The following is a 17226-nucleotide window of genomic DNA, read 5'->3' as shown; positions in this document are numbered from 1 at the left end:
AGACGGCAAAGCCTATAGGTTTAGTAGGTAATTCCGCCTGGTGGGACGCCGGTCAGCCCCACGGGTCGATCAGCGCAGCACGGGCGGGTCCACCCGGTAGCCCGGCAACGACGGCCACCGCACTGTCAACACCACCGACGCGCTCTCGGCGAACCAGGAATGGTCCACCCCACGAGCCCACACCACGTAGTCGCCCGGCGCGGCCAGCCGTACCGTCCGGTCCGGCAGCTCCACCCGGAAACACCCCTCGACGAGGACGAGCAGCGTGGTGCGCAGCTCGCCGGTCGCCCACCGCGACCGCGCCTGCCCGGGCGGATGCACACCCCACTTCACCTCGACGTCGGTGCTGTGCCGGATCTCCCCCGGCGGCGCGAAATGCCCGAGCAGCCAACCGGCGTTGGTGGCGCCGTCGACACCCGCGTTGCCCACGTACACCGTCTCACCCATCGGATCCCTCCCCCAGCGCGCCGGCCGAGCAACCTATCAGCAGCGGTGCGACTAACCTGGGGCGGTGACCGAGGACCTCGACGCCGAGACGCTGGCGTTCGCGCACCGGATGTTCGACCTGGCCCGGGCCGGCTCCACCGACGAACTGGCGGCACAACTCGACGCCGGCCTGCCGGTCAACCTCACCAACGACAAGGGCGACACGCTGCTCATCCTCGCCGCGTACCACTCCCACCCGGACACGGTGGCCGCCCTGCTCAGCCGCGGCGCCGACCACACCCGGGCCAACGACCGGGGTCAGACCGCGCTGGCCGCGGCGGTCTTCCGCAGCAGCACCGAAGCGGTCCGCGCGCTGCTCGCCGCCGGCGCCGACCCGGCACACGGCAACCCGTCGGCCCTCGAAACCGCGCGCTTCTTCGACCTGCCGGAGATGACCGAGCTGCTGCGCGTCGGCTGACACCGGCCCGGCCTGGCGGTATACAGGGGCGGTGGAAGATCCCTTGCCGGAGCAGATGCGGGCCGCCGGCACCGCGCTGCTGACCGCGCTCGACCCCGCCGCCCGCGAGCGCGCCGCGCACTCGTTCGACGACGAGGCGGCCCGCCGCTGGCTGGAATACCGGCCCCGACCCCGACCGGGCGTCTGCCTCGCCGACCTCGACGTCACCGCCCGCAAGGCCGCGCACCGGCTGCTGGCCACCGCGCTCAGCCCCTCGGCGTACGCGCAGGCCATGGCCATCATCTCCCTGGAGGAGGTGCTGGACCGGGCCGAGGGCTGGCAGCGCGGGCGGCACAGCGCCGACTACTGGGTGGCCGTGTTCGGCGACCCGGCGCGCGACGACCGCTGGGCGTGGCGACTCGAAGGCCACCACCTGTCGGTGAACATGACAGTGGTGGACGGTCAGGTCTCCCCCGCGCCGATCTTCTTCGGCGCCAACCCGGCCGCCGTCCGCTACGCCGGCCGGCCGGTCTCCCGCCCACTGGGCGTCGAGGAGGACCTGGCCCGCGCCCTGCTCGACGCGCTGGGCCCGGCCGAACGGGCCGCCGCCATCATCGCCGAAGAGGCGCCGGCGGACATCATCAGCGCCACCCGTGGGCGGGTCGACGGGCCGCTGGAGCCGCTCGGCGTACCGGCGCGGCGGCTCGGACCGACCGGCCGCGCGCTGCTCGACCAGGTGGTCGCCCTCTACCTCGACCGGCTGCCGCCCGAGCTGGCCATCCGGGAGGCGACCCGACTGGACGCCGGCGCGCTGCACTTCGCCTGGGCCGGCCCGACCCAACCCGGGCGGCGGCACTACTACCGGGTGCAGGGCGACGACCTGCTGATCGAGTACGACAACACCACAGCGGACGGCAACCACGCGCACACAGTGCTGCGCCGCCCCGCCAGCGACTTCGGCGCCGACGTCCTGGCCACCCACCACCACACCCACCCCCACTGACCCCCGCGCCCCCACCCGCGCCCCACTCCCACTCCCACTCCCGCCGATCTTGCAGTTTCGGTGGTCGGTCTGTCCGGGTGGGCGGCTTTTGCGGCGACCGAAAGTGCAAGATCGGCGCATGTCCAGGGGGTCAGGGGTGGGTGGCCTCGATGAGGAAACGGTGGGCGTGGGCGACGAAGGGGCCCTCGTCGACGATGCGGCGGTGCAGGTTGGCCAGGGGTGCGCGGTAGCGCTCGACAGTGAACCCGGGCACCGTCCAGATCACCTTGCGCAGGAACCAGACCACCGCGCCGATGTCGGCGAAGGTCGCCCGCAGGGTGGCCCGACGCAGGTCGACCACCCGCAGGCCAGCGGCTTCGGCAGCGGCGGCCGCCTGCTCGGGGTGGCGCTGCGCCGGCGGCGGCAACGGCCCGAGCATCGCCTCACTCAACTCCCGCATGGTGCCGGCCCCGATCTGCTGCGACAGGAACGTCCCGCCCGGCCGCAGCACCCGGGCCGTCTGCACCCAGTCGGTACGCACCGGATGCCGACTGACCACCAGGTCGAACGAGGCGTCGCGAAACGGCAGCGGCCCGTCCGGCGCGACCGCCACCACCGACGCACCGATCCGACGCAGGGTCCGTCGGGCGACCTCGACGTTCGGCGGCCACGCCTCGGTCGCCGTCAGCAGCCTCGGTCGACGCGGCACCTCGGCGAGCACCTCCCCGCCGCCGGTGTCCACGTCCAGTGCCGCATCGGCGGACGCCATCCGGTCGGCGACGAGCCGCGCGTACCCCCAGGGTGGACGTTCCTCGGTGGCCCGGCCGGCCAGCCAACCGAAGCCCCAACCATCGACGGGCGCCGCGGCGGCCTCCGCTATCAGGTCCTCGGCGTCACGCTCGACAGTCATGGCGGTCAGCCTCGCGGCCGGTCACCCGGGCGGCAACCCATTTGCCGCCGGCTGAGCGGCGGCGGTGCCTCAGCCGAGACCGAGCCTGTGCTCTTCGAGGGCGGACTGCAGGATGTCGAGCGCCTTCGGGCCCATGCCGTGCAGCCTGGCCAGATCCGCCCGGGGGACGCCCGCGAGCTGACGCAACGCGGTGTAGCCGGCGCCGTGCAGGGCCCGGGTGGCCGGCGCACCGATCTTCGGCAGCGTGTCCAGCGAGGAGGTCATCCGCGGATGGTAGACCGCAAACCGCCCGGATGCTCGACCCGGTGCGGGTGACTTGACGCCGTGCGGATGACCAGCGGCCCGGCTCACGCGCACGGCGTTCTTGCGGGCGGGTCGGTCAGGGGCGGGCGATCTCGCCGGTGGAGCCGGCGAGCGCGTCCAGGCCGCCAGCCTCGACACGGCCGCTGTCGAACTGACGCATCAGCCGGGCGCCCAGGTGCACGCCGACCCCGCCGACGGCCAACGCGACCAGCTCGGTGACCAGGATCGCGACCGACGCGCCGCGCTGCGGGGAATGTGACCGGACCAGGCAGGTGAGCAGGAACATGGCGGCCATGACCGCGTTCACCAGATTGAAGGCGACTGCGGTGCGGCGGGTACGGTCACCCGGAACGTCCCACAGGTCGACCATGCCGGCCACGGCGGTCAGCGCGGCAGCGACGAGCGCGGCGATGCCCGTCCAGTAGCCGACCTCGCCGAAGAACGCGGGCCCGCCGACGACGTCGGTGAGATCGAAGACGGTGGCACTGACGAACAGCCCGAGCGGGAACGTCACCAGCATCGGTTGGATCGGATGCCCCTGCACCCGCAGCCGGCTCTGCATCGGTCCTCCCCCGGGTCGGCGCAGCTCACCTGACCAGAGTGCTACCCGGGGTCGGTCGAGACGAAACGAAACGGTCCGACTCGTCGCTGACCGGACGAACGGACACCACCCGCCCTGATCCACTCGCGTTTCAGAAAACCGCGCCATCCGGGCGGCCGGGACACCCCGACATCAGGAGTGATCCACTCGGGTTTCAGAAAACCGGGCCGTCCCACCGACCCGGACACCCCGACTTCAAGAAACGCGAGTCGATCAAGCGGGGACCGCGCGGACGCGCGGACCCGAGGACCCGGGGACCGCGCGGAACGCCAGGACGCGGGGACCGCGCGGACACGGGGACGCCGGGAGGCGCGGACCGCGCGGAACGCCAGGACCGCGCGGAACGCCAGGACCGCGCGGAACGCGGGGACGCCGGAATGCGGGGACCGCGCGGGACGCCGGGCCGGGGTGGTCAGGTGTCGCGTGAGCGGGAGACTGTCCGGACCAGCCGTTCGGCCACCTCGCGCAGCGGTATGTCCAGTGACGACGCGGCGGTCCGCAGCACGTCGAGGGCCTCGGCCGGCGGGCAACCGCGCTGCGTCATGATCACGCCGACGGCCTGGCCGACCACTCCGTCCTGCAGGAGCGAGGCGTCCCGAACACCTGCGAGGGTGAGCTGCCGGCTGCGGTCGCGGACGGCGGCGAGCAGCAGTCCGGCGTGTTCGGCGAGCAGCATCGCGGTCAACTGGTGTTGCGGGGTCAACAGGTCCGGCGCGGCGGCGTACAGGTTGATCGCGCCGATCACCTGGTCGTCGATGTCGACCGGCGCGGAGATCACCCCGCGTACGCCGAGGTCGCGGGCGCGCGCCGTCCAGGCCGGCCAGCGGGGCTCACGGTCCAGGTCGGCGGCGAGGATCATCTCGCGGCGACGGATCGCGCTCATCGCCGGCGAGTCCGGACCGTGTCGCAGATCGTCGAGCCCGGCCAGCCCTTCGTCGGAGGCGGCCACCCCGGCCGGCTCGCCGGCCCGCAGCGCGGTGAACCCGCACCAGCGCACCCCGGCGACGGCGTCCCGGGTGACCCGGACCAGGGCCAGCAGAGCCTCATCAAAGTCGGTCAGGGCGATCAGCCCGGCGGTCAGCTCCCGTAACAGCGCGGCTGCTTCCAGGACGCCGAGTGTCTGCACCACCGGTTCCCGCGTGTCGAGGTTCACCGGTGTGCAGCCTCCGTGCCGTTTCGCGCCTGCCCGGCACGCATCGTCACCTGTGTCATCGTCTGCTCTCTCCCGACTCGACCGACCAGCCCTACTACCCTCGGAAACCCGGGTCGAAACGGCGTAAATCGGGGCCCCTGTCGCGCCGGAAGGCGCGACGGGGCCCCGACGTCCGGTAACTCAGCGCGAGGTGCCGCTGAGCCGCCGCCCGATCGACGCGATCAGGCGGTCGAGCTCGGACCCGAACGGGTTGTCGTGCACCAGGTACGTCCACGTGGCGGTGGGCCGGACCAGGGTGCCGTCGTCGGGCTGCCAATCCTCATCGAATTCGGTCTCGTTGAAGGTGGCGATGGTGCGGGCCTCGATCTCCGGGATCAGGTCGTTGAACGCGGGCACCGCAGCCCGGTGGAACTCGTCCAGCGGGTCGAGCCGGCCCAGGGCGCGCAGGTGCACGCCCTCACGGACCTCCGACAGCTCGGCCAGGTGCTCGGCCCAGAGCCGGTCCAGGTGGTAGAGCGCGATCGACCGCGCGGCACGGGCGAGCAGGTCCTCGTCCATCTCGCCGGCCTTCTCGGGCTCCTTCTCCAGCAGCATCACCGCTGCCACGTCGCTGGTCAGCAATCGCTCCCGGCGCGCGGCGAGGGCCTTGCGCTGCTGCTCGATCACCACGCTGTAGCGCCAGGTGTTGCGGTGGATCTCGTGGTTGACGCCCTCGGCGACCCGCTGGGCGTGCTCCACCGCGTAGTCGACCTGGTCGTCGGTCACCAGGCCGTCGGCGTTCATCCGCGGCGAGGCCGGCACCGAGTCGGCGGCGTGCCGGACCACGAGGTCGTCCTCCAGGCTGACGAAGAAGACCGAGCCACCGGGGTCGCCCTGCCGGCCGGCCCGGCCGCGCAGCTGGTCGTCCACCCGGCGGCTGTCGTGCCGGCCGCTGCCGATCACGTAGAGCCCGCCCAGCTCGGCGACCCGCTCCCTGTCGCTCTGGTCGCTGCCGCCGAGCCGGATGTCGACGCCCCGGCCGGCCATCTGGGTGGAGACGGTGACCGCGCCGTACGCGCCGGCCTCGGCGATGATCGCCGCCTCCTCGTCGTCGTTCTTGGCGTTCAGCACGACGCAGGGCACCCCGGCAGCGTTCAGCCCGGCGGCCAGCCCTTCGGACTCCTTGACGTCCAGGGTGCCGACCAGCACCGGCCGCCCCTTGGCGTGCGCGCGCTGGATCTCGTCGACGAGCGCCTCGTCCTTCTCGGCCCGGGTGGCGTAGATGCGGTCCGGCTCGTCCTCACGGATGCACGGGGTGTTCGGCGGGATCACCGCGACCTCGAGGTTGAAGAACTCCCGCAGCTGGTCGCCGACGTGCACGGCGGTGGCGGTCATCCCGCACACCTTCGGGTAGAGCGCGATGTACGCCTGCATGGCGATGGTGCCGAGCACCTCACCCTCGGCGGTGGCGTCCAGCCCCTCCTTGGCCTCGACAGCGGCCTGGAGGCCGTCCGGCCAGCGGCGGCGCTGGGCCACCCGGCCGCGCATCTCGTCGACCAGCTCGACGGTGCCGTCGCGGACGATGTAGTCCACGTCGCGGTGCAGCAGGGCGTGGGCGTGCAGCGCCACGTTGACAGCGGAGAGCTGCGCGACGTGCTCCTCGTCGTACAGGTCGATGCCGAGCTTGGCCTCGATGGCGGCCAGGCCGGCGGAGGTGAACGCCACGCTCCGCCCGTCCTCGGCGACCGTATAGTGCTTGCCCTTGCGCAGGCCACGGACCAGTGCGGCGGCGGCGTGCACCGGGTCCTGCTCGCCCGGCACCGCGCCGGCCAGGACCATCGGCACCCGGGCCTCGTCGATCATGATCGAGTCGGCCTCGTCGACGATGGCGGTGCTCAGCGCGGGCTGCACCCGGTCTTCCACGTCGGTGGCCAGCTGGTCGCGCAGGTAGTCGAAGCCCGCCTCGCTGACCGAGACGTAGGTGACGTCGCAGGCGTACGCGTCGCGCCGCTCCTGCGGGGTGGACGCCTCGTTGACCCAGCCGACGGTGAGGCCGAGCAGGGTGTAGACCGGCTCCATCCACTGGGCGTCGCGGCGGGCCAGGTAGTCGTTGATGGTGAGCACGTGCACCGGGCCGTTGCCGAGCCGGACGTGCCCGTACGCGGCGATCGTGGCGGTCAGTGTCTTGCCCTCACCGGTGGCCATTTCGGCGACCTTGCCGGAGAGCAGCGACATCGCGCCCAGCAGCTGCACGTCGTACGGCCGCTGGTCGAGGCCACGGCGGGCGGCCTCGCGGCCGACGGCGCAGATCTCCTCGTAGTCGGCGGCGGCACCCGCGGCCTGGGTCAGCTCGGCGTCGTCGAGCGCGGCGAGCTCAGCCTCGCGCGCCTCGATCGCCGGGAGCAGTTTCTCCAGCGGAGCAAGATCCACGGTCGAGCCGGGGCGCTGGAGGAACCGCCGGAACTTGCTCTTGAACCGTTGAGACACACCCATGAGCGGCAACGGTACGCGATTCGGGGCACCATGTGCGGCCCGGCCGCCCGGCAAGTCGGCGGCACCGGGGCGGAGTCAGCCGACCAGCAGCTGGTGGCTGGCGAGCTCCCGGTACAGCGGGTCGGTGGCGGTCAGTTCGGCGTGGGTGCCGACGGCCACCACCCGGCCACCGTCGAGGACGACGATCTGGTCGGCGTCGACCACCGTGGCGAGCCGGTGCGCCACGATCAACAGCGTCCGGCGGACGGCCACCGCGTCGATGGCGCGGCGCAGCGCGACCTCGTTGCGGGAGTCGAGGTTGCTGGTCGGCTCGTCCAGCAGCAGCACCGGCGGGCCGGCGAGCAGCGCGCGGGCGATGGCCAGTCGCTGCCGTTCACCCCCGGAGAGCAGGACGCCGCCCTCCCCCACCTGCACGCCGAGGCCCTGCGGGGTGCGCTGCGCCAGGTGTCCCAGGTTGACAGCGTCGAGGACCTCGCGCAGCCGGTCGTCGGCGGCGTCCGGAGTGGTGATCAGCAGGTTCTCCCGCAGCGTGCCGGCCAGCACGGGGGCCTCCTGCTCGACGTAACCGAGCCGGGCCCGCAGCGCGTCGCGGGGCAGGTCCCGCACGTCGGTGCCGTCGAGTCGGATCGCGCCGGCGCTGACCTCGTAGAACCGCTCGACCAGGGCCAGCAGTGTGGACTTCCCGGCGCCGGAGGGGCCGACCAGGGCGGTCCGGGTGCCGGCGGGCACCGCGAAGGTGACCTCGTGCAGCACCGTCTCGCCACCCGGGTAGCCGAAGCCCACCCGGTCGAACTCGATCATCGGGGTCGGGCGGCGCGGGGTCGCCGTCGCGGTGGCGGGCGCCGGCCGGTCGTCCGCGCCCTCGGCGGGCACGGCGAGGATCTCCTCGATCCGCTGCAGGGCGCCCAGGCCGGACTGCAACTGGGTGTACGCCCGCAGCACCTGGCCCAGCGGCAGGGCCAGCAGGAACAGGTACATGACGAACGCGACCAGGTCACCGACGGAGATCGCCCCGGCGGCGACCCGCGCCCCTCCGATGCCGAGCACCAGCAGGAAGGCGCCCTGCACGGTGACCGAGCCGATCGGGCCGACCAGCGCCTGCACCCGGGCCACCCGCAGCCCCGCCGTGTACGCCTCCCGGGCGCTGCCGGTGACGGTCTGCGTCTCCCGGGTCTCGGCGCGGCTGGCCCGGATGGTCCGCGCCGCCGAGATGGCCCGTTCCACCGCCGAGGTCATCTCACCGATCCGCTCCTGGGCGGTCCGGGCCAGCGCCCGGACCCGACGGGCGAAGGTGGCGGCGAAGGCCAGCCCCAGCGCCACCCCGAGCAGGGTGACGCCGAACAGCAGCGGGTCGAGCAGCACCATGGCCGTGCCGGCGCCGACCACCGTCACCGCCCCGGTGACCGTCTCGAAGAGACCGGAGGTGACGACGGCGCGCAGCAGTGTGGTGTCCGAGCCGACCCGGGAGAGCAGGTCGCCGGTGCGCCGGCGGTCGTACTCGGCGATGGGCAGCCGCAGCAGGTGACCGGCCAGCCGGCGCCGGGTGCCCAGCACCAGCCCTTCGGCGGTGCGTTGCAGCAGGTAGTCGCGCAGCCCGCCGATCGCCGCGCCGAGCACCACGAGGGCCACCAGCACCGCCACCAGCTCGGACACCCCCTGCTCGGCGCCGATCCGGTCGAGCACGGACCGGGTGAGCAGCGGCTGCGCCAACGACGCCGCCGAGCCGACCAGCGACAGGACGCCCACCACGACCAGGGTGCCGCGGTGCTCCCGCAGGTACGGCAGCAGCGCGCCCAGGCCGACCGGCCGGCCCGCGGCGGCCCCGCCGCCCGGCCGGTCTGTCGCGGTGCCGCCGGCCGGCCGGTGCGTCGAGGTGCTCATGCCGGGAACGGTAGTCCGCCGTGTCACCAGGGCGGGCGCGCTCCGGCCCGGCGGGTCAGGTGGCGAGCACCACCTGCAGTTCCTGGCGGCGACGGTCGGCCAGGTCGGTGAGGAGGGCGGGGGCCTCGTCGAACGGCACCACCGCCGAGACGAGGTGCTTGCGGATCGTGTCGCCGTACGCCCGGAGCAGGTCGATGGTCTCGGCGGAGAGCCGTTCGCGGTCCCAGGTGGGTGCGAGCCCGCGCGGCACCCGGCCGATCTGGGCGCAGCGCAACGACAACCCGTTGTGGTGGAACTCCTCACCGAGGCGGACCGCGTCCGCGCCGCCCTGGTAGAAGGCGAGGTCGATGACGGTGCCCTGGGGGCGCAGCAGGCGCAGGGCGAGGTGCAACGCCCACGCCTGCCCCCGGCACTGGAACACCACGTCGGCGCCCCGGTCGCCGGCGGTGTGCGCCCAGCGGGTCTTGAGCACGACCGCCGGGTCGTCCGCGTCCGGGTCGAGGGTTTCCAGGCCGAGCGCCTCGGCGACCTGCCGGCGGTGCGGGGTCGGGTCGAGCACCACCACCGACGCGGCCCCGTTGCGCCGGGCGAACAACGCCGTCAGCAACGCCACGACACCGGCGCCGATGACGGCGACCCGTCGGCCGCGTACCCCGTCGCCGAGCGCCCGGACGTCGGTGCCGTGCAGGTCGGCGGCGGCGTGCAGCAGCCCGTTGGCGCAGATCGGGCCCATGTGCGCGACGTACACGCCGAGCAGTGGGTCCAGGTCGTCGGGCAGCGCCACGAACCGTTCGGCGACCGGGTCGGCCAGCCACCCGGTGCGGTGCCCGTACGTCATGGCACCGACAGTGCCCACCGCGACGGCCGGTGTTTCGCTCTCCACCACCCGGCCGACCTGCATGTACCCCAGTCGCGTCACCGGGTAGGGAGTGCTGGCCGGGCCCGGCTGGAACAGCCCCAGGTCGGCGTTCCAGGTGACGTTCAGGTAGGGGTTCGTGCCCTTGACGTAGCTCAGCTCGGTGCCGGCGGAGACACCGCTGAACAGCGTCTCGACCCGGAACGTGCCGGGACGCAGCGGCGCGGCGTCCTGGTCGACCAGATCGACCTGGCCGGGACCGGTGACCACCACGACCTTGTCACGCATCGACGGTCACCCCGCTGGCGAGCACCGCCGGCGCGGTCGCGGTGGCGAGCCGCACGGTCGTGCCGGTACGGGCCGAGTCGGCCACCGCGAGGGCCAGACGTTGGGTCGCGAGGGCCTCGGCGTACGGGACGCGCACGTCGTCGCCGATGCCGCGGACGGCGTCGACGAAGGCGCGGTCCACCGCCACCCGGGCGGCTTCCGGGTCGGCGGGGAGGTGTCGTTCGCCGTCGGCGTCGCGGATCGACAGCCCGTCCTCGGTGATCGCGAGGGCCAACCCGTCGGCGAGGATCTCCAGGCCGGCGCGGTGCTTCCAGCCGAGGACGCAGGCGGCGCTGAGCGTGCCGACCGCACCGTCGGTGAAGCGCAGTGCGGCGGTGGTCACCGAGTCGATGTCGGCGCCGTCGACCGGCGGCGGTGTGCCGTTGCCGTACGCGGTGACCTCGGTGACCTCGCCGGCCAGCACGCGGATCAGGTCGAGCACGTGGGCGGCCTGCTCGACCACCGGGCCGCCGGAGCGGTCCCGCCGCGACCACCACGCCACCGGGGGCACCTTGTCCAGCCAGGTGCCGCTGACCATCCGCACCGGGCGGTCGGCGAGCAGGTCGCGGGCCTGGTCGAGCACGCTCAGGTAGCGCCAGTGGTGGCCGACGGCGGTGCGCAGTCCGCGCCGCGCGACCAGGTCGGCGATCCGCTCGGCGGTGTCCAGGTCGACAGCGACGGGCTTCTCCACGAACATCGGCACCCCGGCCTCGATGATCGCCTCCTCGGCGGGGCCGTGCGCGAACGGGGGCACGCAGACGTACACGGCGTCCAGGCCGGTGGCCAGCAGTTCGCCGACGTCGGCGCGGGCCCGTCCGCCGTGCTGGGCGGCCAGCGCGGACGCGGCCTCCGGTGCGACGTCGGTGACGCCGACCAGTTCGACGTCGTCGAACCCGGCCAGCACCCGTGCGTGGCGCTGTGCCACGCCGCCGGCTCCGACCAGACCCACCCGGCATTTCCGCATCCCGACACCCCTTCGAAGACTTTTCAGCTGCGCTGGGAGCAGTCCCCTGGGCTGTGCGCAATCAAACGTTCATCCCCCGGGAACGCACTGACGTCCCCTCTGTGATCAAGCTGTTGCCAGGAAAGCGGTTAGCGCGTGATGCGGAATGGGAACAACCAAATTCGGTTTTTCCACGCACGAATGGAGGGGTGCCCGTGCGGGATACGACATCGAGCGTGTCACCGGTGGTGGAGGCGTGGGCCACGTACCGGACGACGTCGGCTGCGGACTGGCCGACCCGTCGGCTGATGCGCGCCAAGGGTGGGACCCGGGTCAGCGTGGTGCTGCCGGCGCGCAACGAGGAGGCCACCGTCGGCGCGATCGTGTCGACGATCCGCGAACACCTGATGGATCGGGTCGCGCTGGTCGACGAGCTGATCGTGGTGGATTCCCGATCGACGGACCGGACCGCTCAGGTGGCCCGCGCCGCCGGCGCGGAGGTGGTCAGCCAGGATGCGATGACCCGCGGGTTGCCCCGGCTCACCGGCAAGGGCGACGCGCTCTGGGCCGGGCTGGCCGCCGCCGAGGGGGACGTGGTGGCGTTCATCGACGCCGACCTGCGGGAGTTCCGGCCGCACTTCGTCAGTGGGCTGCTCGGCCCGCTGCTGACCGACCCGTCGGTCGACTTCGTGAAGGGCTTCTACCACCGGCCCCTGGTGGGCACCGCCAGCGTGGAACAGGACGGTGGGGGCCGGGTGACCGAGTTGATGGCCCGTCCGCTGCTCAACCTCTTCTGGCCGGAGCTGGCCGGTTTCGTGCAGCCGCTGGCCGGCGAGTACGCGGGTCGCCGCGACGTGCTGGCCCAGGTGCCGTTCGTCTCCGGGTACGGGGTGGAGACGGCCATGATGATCGACCTGCTCGATCTGGTCGGCCTGGACGCGCTGGCGCAGGTCGATCTCGGTGAGCGCAAGCACCGGCACCAGGACACCGCCGCCCTGGGTCGGATGTCCGCGCAGATCATGTTGACCGCCTGGTCGCGGTTGCAACGGCGTGGGTGGGCCACCCCCGGGTTGGCGCCGGAGGCGTTGCTGACCCAGTTCCGTCGTGGCGGTTCGGACACCCTGCCGAACCTGGACCGCGAGATCGTGGTCAGCGACGTTTCCATCGAGGAACGCCCGCCGTTGGCCGAACTGCGTCACCGGGTTCCCCGTCGCCGGGTGGCCGCCGCGTGAGCGCGCAGAGCCTCACCGTGCTGATGAACGCCGGTCCGTGGCTGTCGGTGCCACCGCCCGGCTACGGCGGCATCGAGAACGTGATCGCCACCCTGGTGCCGGAGCTGCGGCGACTGGGCGTACGGGTGGTGCTCGCCTCGGTGGGCACCAGCACGCTGCCGGTCGACGAGCAGGTCTCGGTCTTCGCCGACGGGCAGTTCGCCGCGTTGCAACGGCCGTACAACCAGGTCTGTGGAATCGCCCAGGCGCACCTGGCCGGGGTGGTCCGTGAGCTGCACTCCCGCGACGACATCGACCTGGTGCACGATCATGTCGAGGCGGTCGGGCTGGCCACCCTCGCCGCGATGGGGCCGGCGGGGCCGCCGACCCTGCACACCCTGCACTGGGACCTGGCCAAGCACCCGGCGCTCTACGGCAGCCTGGACGGCGGCGACCGGGTCCGGGTCAACGGCGTCTCCGCGTCGCAGCTGGCTCGCGCCCCGCTGGCGCTGCGGGAGCACTCGGTGGGGCACGTGCACCTGTCCACCCCGCTGGCGGTCGACGCCGACCGGCGACCCCGGCCGGAGAAGGGCGAGCACCTGCTCATCCTGGGTCGGATCAACCCGGGCAAGGGGCAGGACGTGGGTGCCCGGCTCGCGCACCGGGTCGGTCTTCCGCTGGTGCTGGCCGGCCCGGTCGGGCCGTACCATCGGCCGGCCGATCTGGCCGCGGCGGGCGACGAGGCCCGGCAGAACCCGGACGTGCGGTTCTTCCTCGACGAGGTGGCCCCGCACGTCGACGGTGACCTGGTCCGCTGGGTCGGCACCGTGGCCGGCCAGGAGCGCGACGACCTGCTGGCCAGCGCCCGCGCGTCGCTGTTCCCGCTGCGGTGGGAGGAGCCGGGCGGCACGGCGGTCGTCGAGTCGCTCGCCCTGGGGACACCGGTGGTGGCGACGGCCCGGGGTTGCCTGCCGGAGCTGATCGAGCACGGTCGCACCGGGCTGCTCACCACCGACGAGGAGGAGTTGGGCGATCTTCTGCTCGCCGCCGAGTTGCTCGACCCGGACGAGTGCCGGCGGGTGGCCGCGCAGCGCTTCACGCCCGCGGTGATGGCGCAGCGCTACGTCGAGCTGTACGAGCGGGTCCGGCAGTCGGCGCGCGCGCCGCGGTTGCTGCCGGCCTGACCGACGGCGGCAACCACGGCGCGCGCGGCCAGCCGGTTTGTCGGTAGCGGCAGCGGGTAGCCGGCAGCGCTCATGCCCGCCGTGCGACGAGGAGCCGGGAATGGTCGGACCGATGGCGCACTCCCGGGCCCGGGCCAACCCGGCGGACGGTAAACCGCCGGTCCGGCGCGCGGCGGCGACGGTGGCGGTGCTGTTCCTGCTGCTCGGCGTGCTCGGCTTCGTGCCGGGGATCACCAGCGGCATGGACGCGCTGCGCTTCGCCGGCCACGCTTCGGGCGCGTACCTGTTCGGTGTCTTCCAGGTGTCGGTGCTGCACAACCTGGTGCACCTGGCGTTCGGGGTGGCGGGTCTGCTGCTGGCGCGGACGGTCACCGGCGCGCGGGCGTTCCTGATCGGCGGCGGCGCGGTGCTCCTGGTGCTCTGGCTCTACGGGCTGGTGGTGGACCAGGACACCGGGGCGAACGTGCTACCGGTCAACGACGCCGACGGCTGGCTGCACCTGGGCCTCGGCGTGGTCATGATCGCATCGGGTGCGCTGACCGGCCGGTCGCGTCGCTGACCGGGGTTGCGGCGGGTGACCTGTCTCGCCTCCGCCGTCGGTCCGGTTTGACCGGGAACGGCGTCGGGTAGTTGGCAGATCCCGACCCAGCAGCGAATTGAGGCGCCGATGTCGAGCGGGATCACCTGCGAGGTGCGCACCACGGCACCGGTGGCGGTCGTCCGGCTCACCGGCCCGCTGCACCTCGGCACGATGCGTTCGGTGCATCAGATGCTCAGCGACGCGCTCGTCGACCAGCCGGAGGCGCTGGTGGTCGACATGGCCGGGGTGACCGTCGAGGACCGACTGGCGCTGTCGGTGTTCGCCGCGACCGCCCGGCGGGCCGAGGAGTGGCCGGCCGTGCCGGTGCTGCTCTGCGCCCCGTCGCCGGTGGCGGCGCGGTGGCTGGCCGAGTCGAGCACCTGCCGGGTGCTCCCGGTGTCCGCGGACTGCGCGGAGGCGACCCGGTTGGCCGACGCGTCGTCCGCGCCGCGGATGCGGGCCCGGCTGGAGCCGGTGGCCGAGGCCTGCCGGCGGGCCCGGGAGTTGGTCACCGACGCGTGCACGCGGTGGAACCTGCCCGACGCGTCCGGCCCGGCCGCGTTGGTGCTCAGCGAGCTGGTCGGCAACGTGGTCCGGCACGCCGGCACGCCCATGCAGGTGACGGTGACCCTGCGCCGACCGTACCTGCACCTGGCGGTGGTGGACGGCAGCAGCGCCCAGGCGCGGGCGGGCGGCACGGACCTGCGCGCCGAGGGCGGACGCGGGCTGATGCTGGTCCGGGAGCTGGCCCAGCGGTGGGGCAGCGTGCCGGCCGGCCAGGGCAAGGCCGTCTGGGCGATGCTGCCGGCGACCTGACGGTTCGAGGCGCTTGCGCCCGGTACCAGCGTTCTGACCGAATTTACCGCTCTGGCCTGGTTACATGGTGCGAGGGTCGGGTAGGCACGCCCGTCCTTTCTGCCGTCACGACGGGGTGAGCAGCCATGCCCAAGCGGGTAACCACGGAACCCGGTCGCGATCGGGGCCCGGCGATCCTGGCACCGGCCCGGTTCGGGGGGTTCCCGGGAGCGGTACGGACACCGATCCCCGGCAACACCTTGATCAAGTTCCTGGCCACCACCGACCACAAGCAGATCGGCCTGTTGTACCTGCTGACCTCCTTCGGCTTCTACATACTGGCCGGCCTGGAGGCGATGATGATGCGGGCCGAGCTGGCCCGCCCGGGGATGCAGTTCCTCTCCCCCGAGCAGTACAACCAGCTCTTCACCTCACACGGCGCGGTGATGCTGCTGCTGTTCGCCACGCCCGCGGCCTTCGGGTTCGGCAACTACATCGTGCCGATCCAGATCGGCGCGCCGGACGTGTCGTTCCCCCGCCTCAACGCGCTGGCCTACTGGTTGTACCTGTTCGGCGGGCTGATGGTGATCGGCGGGCTGATCACACCGCAGGGCTCGGCCGACTTCGGCTGGACCGCCTACACCCCGCTGAGCAGCGTCGAGAACTCCCCCGGGGTGGGCGCGAACATGTGGGTGCTCGGCCTGGTCGTCTCCGGGCTCGGCACCATCCTCGGCGCGGTCAACCTGATCACCACGATCCTCACCCTGCGCGCGCCCGGCATGACCATGTTCCGGATGCCGCTGTTCACCTGGAACATGCTGTTCACCAGCCTGCTGGTGATCCTCGTCTTCCCGCTGCTGGCCGCCGCGTTGCTGGCGCTCTCCGCCGACCGGTTGCTCAACGCGCACGTGTACGACGCGGCCACCGGCGGCCCGATGCTCTGGCAGCACCTGTTCTGGTTCTTCGGCCATCCCGAGGTCTACATCATCGCGTTGCCGTTCTTCGGCATCATCACCGAGATCATTCCGGTGTTCTCCCGCAAGCCGCTGTTCGGCTACACCGGGATCGTGCTGGCCACCGTCGCCATCACCGTGCTGTCGATGACGGTGTGGGCGCACCACATGTTCGCCACCGGTCAGGTGCTGCTGCCGTTCTTCAGCATCCTGAGCTACCTGATCGCGGTGCCGACCGGCGTGAAGTTCTTCAACTGGATCGGCACCATGTGGAAGGGGCAACTCACCTTCGAGACGCCGATGCTGTTCGCCATCGGCTTCCTGGTCACCTTCCTGCTCGGCGGGCTCACCGGCGTCCTGCTGGCCAGCCCGCCGGTGGACTGGCACACCCACGACAGCTACTTCGTGGTGGCGCACTTCCACTACGTGGTGTTCGGCACCGTGGTCTTCGCCCTCTTCGGCGGCTACTACTTCTGGTGGCCGAAGATGACCGGGCGGCTGCTCGACGAGCGGCTCGGCAAGGCGCATTTCTGGACCATGTTCATCGGCTTCCACGGCACCTTCCTGGTGCACCACTGGCTGGGCAACGAGGGCATGCCCCGCCGGTACGCCGACTACCTGCCCACCGACGGGTTCACCACCCTGAACACGATCTCCACCGTCTTCGCGTTCATCCTCGGCCTGTCCACCCTCTTCTTCATCTACAACGCCTGGAAGTCCTGGCGGTACGGGGCGATGGTGACGGTGGACGACCCGTGGGGCTTCGGCAACTCCCTGGAGTGGGCCACCAGCTGCCCGCCGCCGCTGCGCAACTTCGACCGGATGCCCCGGATCCGCTCCGAGCGCCCCGCCTTCGACCTGAAGTACGGTCCGCTCGTCGCCGATCTCGGCCGCGACCTGCCGCAACGCACCACGAAACCGCCGCAGCAGTTCAGCGACGAACTGCGGTTGGAACACCACGTCCCGGAGTCGCCGGCCGCCGAGGGCGCGCACGGCGCCCGCGAAGCGGCCGACTACCAGCCGGCGCCGCGCTCCGGCGCGCGGCCGGTGGACGTGCCGGAGCCCGAGGGCGTCCGCCGGCCGAGCTTCGAGCAGAGCGACCCGCCGCAGGACGCCGAGGACGCGCCGAAGCCGCACGAGCGCTGGCGGCACCCGCACAGCGACGGCAACCCCGAAGAGCACTGACCACTGG

16 protein-coding genes are annotated in these 17226 nt (G+C 72.7%); 7 read left to right on the top strand and 9 right to left on the bottom strand.

Going from position 1 to position 17226, the window contains the following annotated elements:
- Positions 1-69: 69 nt before the first annotated feature.
- A complete protein-coding gene (locus tag IF22_RS0115970) occupies positions 70-447 on the bottom strand; it encodes a signal peptidase I (protein ID WP_030332718.1) in 378 nt (125 codons plus the stop codon).
- 109 nt (positions 448-556) lie between these two features.
- Between IF22_RS0115970 and IF22_RS0115965 the strand changes: the two genes are divergently transcribed.
- Together IF22_RS0115965 and IF22_RS0115960 are read left to right on the top strand one after the other, a co-directional pair.
- Complete coding sequence (locus IF22_RS0115965) at positions 557-904, top strand: ankyrin repeat domain-containing protein (RefSeq protein WP_247676451.1); 348 nt, start codon at positions 557-559, stop codon at positions 902-904.
- Positions 905-935: 31 nt separating this feature from the next.
- On the top strand, positions 936-1886 hold the full coding sequence (locus IF22_RS0115960; protein WP_030332715.1) for a DUF3500 domain-containing protein: 951 nt from the start codon (positions 936-938) through the stop codon (positions 1884-1886).
- Between the two features lie 130 nt (positions 1887-2016).
- Here IF22_RS0115960 and IF22_RS0115955 read toward each other — a convergent pair whose 3' ends face one another.
- From IF22_RS0115955 to IF22_RS0115915, 8 genes are all read right to left on the bottom strand, one after another.
- A complete protein-coding gene (locus tag IF22_RS0115955) occupies positions 2017-2775 on the bottom strand; it encodes a class I SAM-dependent methyltransferase (RefSeq protein ID WP_030332713.1) in 759 nt (252 codons plus the stop codon).
- Between the two features lie 69 nt (positions 2776-2844).
- Positions 2845-3039, bottom strand: a complete 195-nt coding sequence (locus tag IF22_RS0115950; RefSeq protein ID WP_030332711.1) for a helix-hairpin-helix domain-containing protein — start codon at positions 3037-3039, stop codon at positions 2845-2847.
- 115 nt (positions 3040-3154) lie between these two features.
- Positions 3155-3640, bottom strand: coding sequence for a DUF2231 domain-containing protein (locus IF22_RS0115945; protein WP_030332709.1), 486 nt, complete (start codon positions 3638-3640; stop codon positions 3155-3157).
- 451 nt (positions 3641-4091) lie between these two features.
- Positions 4092-4832, bottom strand: coding sequence for a GAF and ANTAR domain-containing protein (locus IF22_RS0115940; protein WP_030332708.1), 741 nt, complete (start codon positions 4830-4832; stop codon positions 4092-4094).
- A gap of 180 nt (positions 4833-5012) precedes the next feature.
- The gene (gene secA2, locus IF22_RS0115935; protein ID WP_030332707.1) at positions 5013-7304 is read right to left on the bottom strand and encodes an accessory Sec system translocase SecA2; all 2292 of its coding nucleotides are present in this window, start codon (positions 7302-7304) and stop codon (positions 5013-5015) included.
- Positions 7305-7379: 75 nt separating this feature from the next.
- Positions 7380-9185 carry an ABC transporter ATP-binding protein gene (locus tag IF22_RS0115925; protein WP_081883851.1) on the bottom strand — a complete coding sequence of 602 codons (1806 nt, stop codon included), beginning with the start codon at positions 9183-9185 and terminating at the stop codon, positions 7380-7382.
- Between the two features lie 55 nt (positions 9186-9240).
- On the bottom strand, positions 9241-10329 hold the full coding sequence (locus IF22_RS0115920) for a zinc-dependent alcohol dehydrogenase (RefSeq protein ID WP_030332703.1): 1089 nt from the start codon (positions 10327-10329) through the stop codon (positions 9241-9243).
- Complete coding sequence (locus IF22_RS0115915) at positions 10322-11332, bottom strand: Gfo/Idh/MocA family protein (RefSeq protein ID WP_030332702.1); 1011 nt, start codon at positions 11330-11332, stop codon at positions 10322-10324. Before IF22_RS0115915 ends, IF22_RS0115920 begins: the two co-directional genes overlap by 8 nt.
- A gap of 227 nt (positions 11333-11559) precedes the next feature.
- On the opposite strand from IF22_RS0115915, the gene IF22_RS0115910 reads away from it, so the two are divergent.
- From IF22_RS0115910 to ctaD, 5 genes are all read left to right on the top strand, one after another.
- Positions 11560-12543, top strand: a complete 984-nt coding sequence (locus IF22_RS0115910; RefSeq protein ID WP_245233650.1) for a glucosyl-3-phosphoglycerate synthase — start codon at positions 11560-11562, stop codon at positions 12541-12543.
- 23 nt (positions 12544-12566) lie between these two features.
- Entirely contained in the window at positions 12567-13706 is a 1140-nt protein-coding gene (locus IF22_RS0115905; RefSeq protein ID WP_036411646.1) for a glycosyltransferase, read from the top strand.
- Between the two features lie 100 nt (positions 13707-13806).
- Positions 13807-14265 (top strand): DUF4383 domain-containing protein, encoded by a 459-nt coding sequence (locus IF22_RS0115900; protein WP_030332696.1) that lies wholly within the window; start codon positions 13807-13809, stop codon positions 14263-14265.
- A 108-nt stretch (positions 14266-14373) separates the two neighbouring features.
- Positions 14374-15102, top strand: a complete 729-nt coding sequence (locus tag IF22_RS0115895; protein WP_030332694.1) for an ATP-binding protein — start codon at positions 14374-14376, stop codon at positions 15100-15102.
- A 125-nt stretch (positions 15103-15227) separates the two neighbouring features.
- The gene (gene ctaD / locus IF22_RS0115890) at positions 15228-17219 is read left to right on the top strand and encodes an aa3-type cytochrome oxidase subunit I (protein WP_030332691.1); all 1992 of its coding nucleotides are present in this window, start codon (positions 15228-15230) and stop codon (positions 17217-17219) included.
- Positions 17220-17226: the final 7 nt, after the last annotated feature.

The organism is Micromonospora parva (genome assembly GCF_000718515.1).
Lineage (GTDB): Bacteria > Actinomycetota > Actinomycetes > Mycobacteriales > Micromonosporaceae > Micromonospora > Micromonospora parva.
The sequence above is the reverse complement of the archived record's forward strand: the minus strand, read 5'-3'. Positions and strand labels throughout refer to the sequence as shown.

Excerpts from the sequence above, each read along its gene's own strand:
- IF22_RS0115970 (WP_030332718.1), bottom strand. The coding sequence starts at position 447 with ATGGGTGAGACGGTGTACGTGGGCAACGCGGGTGTCGACGGCGCCACC.
- IF22_RS0115965 (WP_247676451.1), top strand. The coding sequence starts at position 557 with ATGTTCGACCTGGCCCGGGCCGGCTCCACCGACGAACTGGCGGCACAA.
- IF22_RS0115955 (WP_030332713.1), bottom strand. The coding sequence starts at position 2,775 with ATGACTGTCGAGCGTGACGCCGAGGACCTGATAGCGGAGGCCGCCGCG.
- IF22_RS0115950 (WP_030332711.1), bottom strand. The coding sequence starts at position 3,039 with ATGACCTCCTCGCTGGACACGCTGCCGAAGATCGGTGCGCCGGCCACC.
- IF22_RS0115945 (WP_030332709.1), bottom strand. The coding sequence starts at position 3,640 with ATGCAGAGCCGGCTGCGGGTGCAGGGGCATCCGATCCAACCGATGCTG.
- secA2 (WP_030332707.1), bottom strand. The coding sequence starts at position 7,304 with ATGGGTGTGTCTCAACGGTTCAAGAGCAAGTTCCGGCGGTTCCTCCAG.
- IF22_RS0115925 (WP_081883851.1), bottom strand. The coding sequence starts at position 9,185 with ATGAGCACCTCGACGCACCGGCCGGCCGGCGGCACCGCGACAGACCGG.
- IF22_RS0115920 (WP_030332703.1), bottom strand. The coding sequence starts at position 10,329 with ATGCGTGACAAGGTCGTGGTGGTCACCGGTCCCGGCCAGGTCGATCTG.
- IF22_RS0115915 (WP_030332702.1), bottom strand. The coding sequence starts at position 11,332 with ATGCGGAAATGCCGGGTGGGTCTGGTCGGAGCCGGCGGCGTGGCACAG.
- IF22_RS0115905 (WP_036411646.1), top strand. The coding sequence starts at position 12,567 with ATGAACGCCGGTCCGTGGCTGTCGGTGCCACCGCCCGGCTACGGCGGC.
- IF22_RS0115900 (WP_030332696.1), top strand. The coding sequence starts at position 13,807 with ATGGTCGGACCGATGGCGCACTCCCGGGCCCGGGCCAACCCGGCGGAC.
- IF22_RS0115895 (WP_030332694.1), top strand. The coding sequence starts at position 14,374 with ATGTCGAGCGGGATCACCTGCGAGGTGCGCACCACGGCACCGGTGGCG.
- ctaD (WP_030332691.1), top strand. The coding sequence starts at position 15,228 with ATGCCCAAGCGGGTAACCACGGAACCCGGTCGCGATCGGGGCCCGGCG.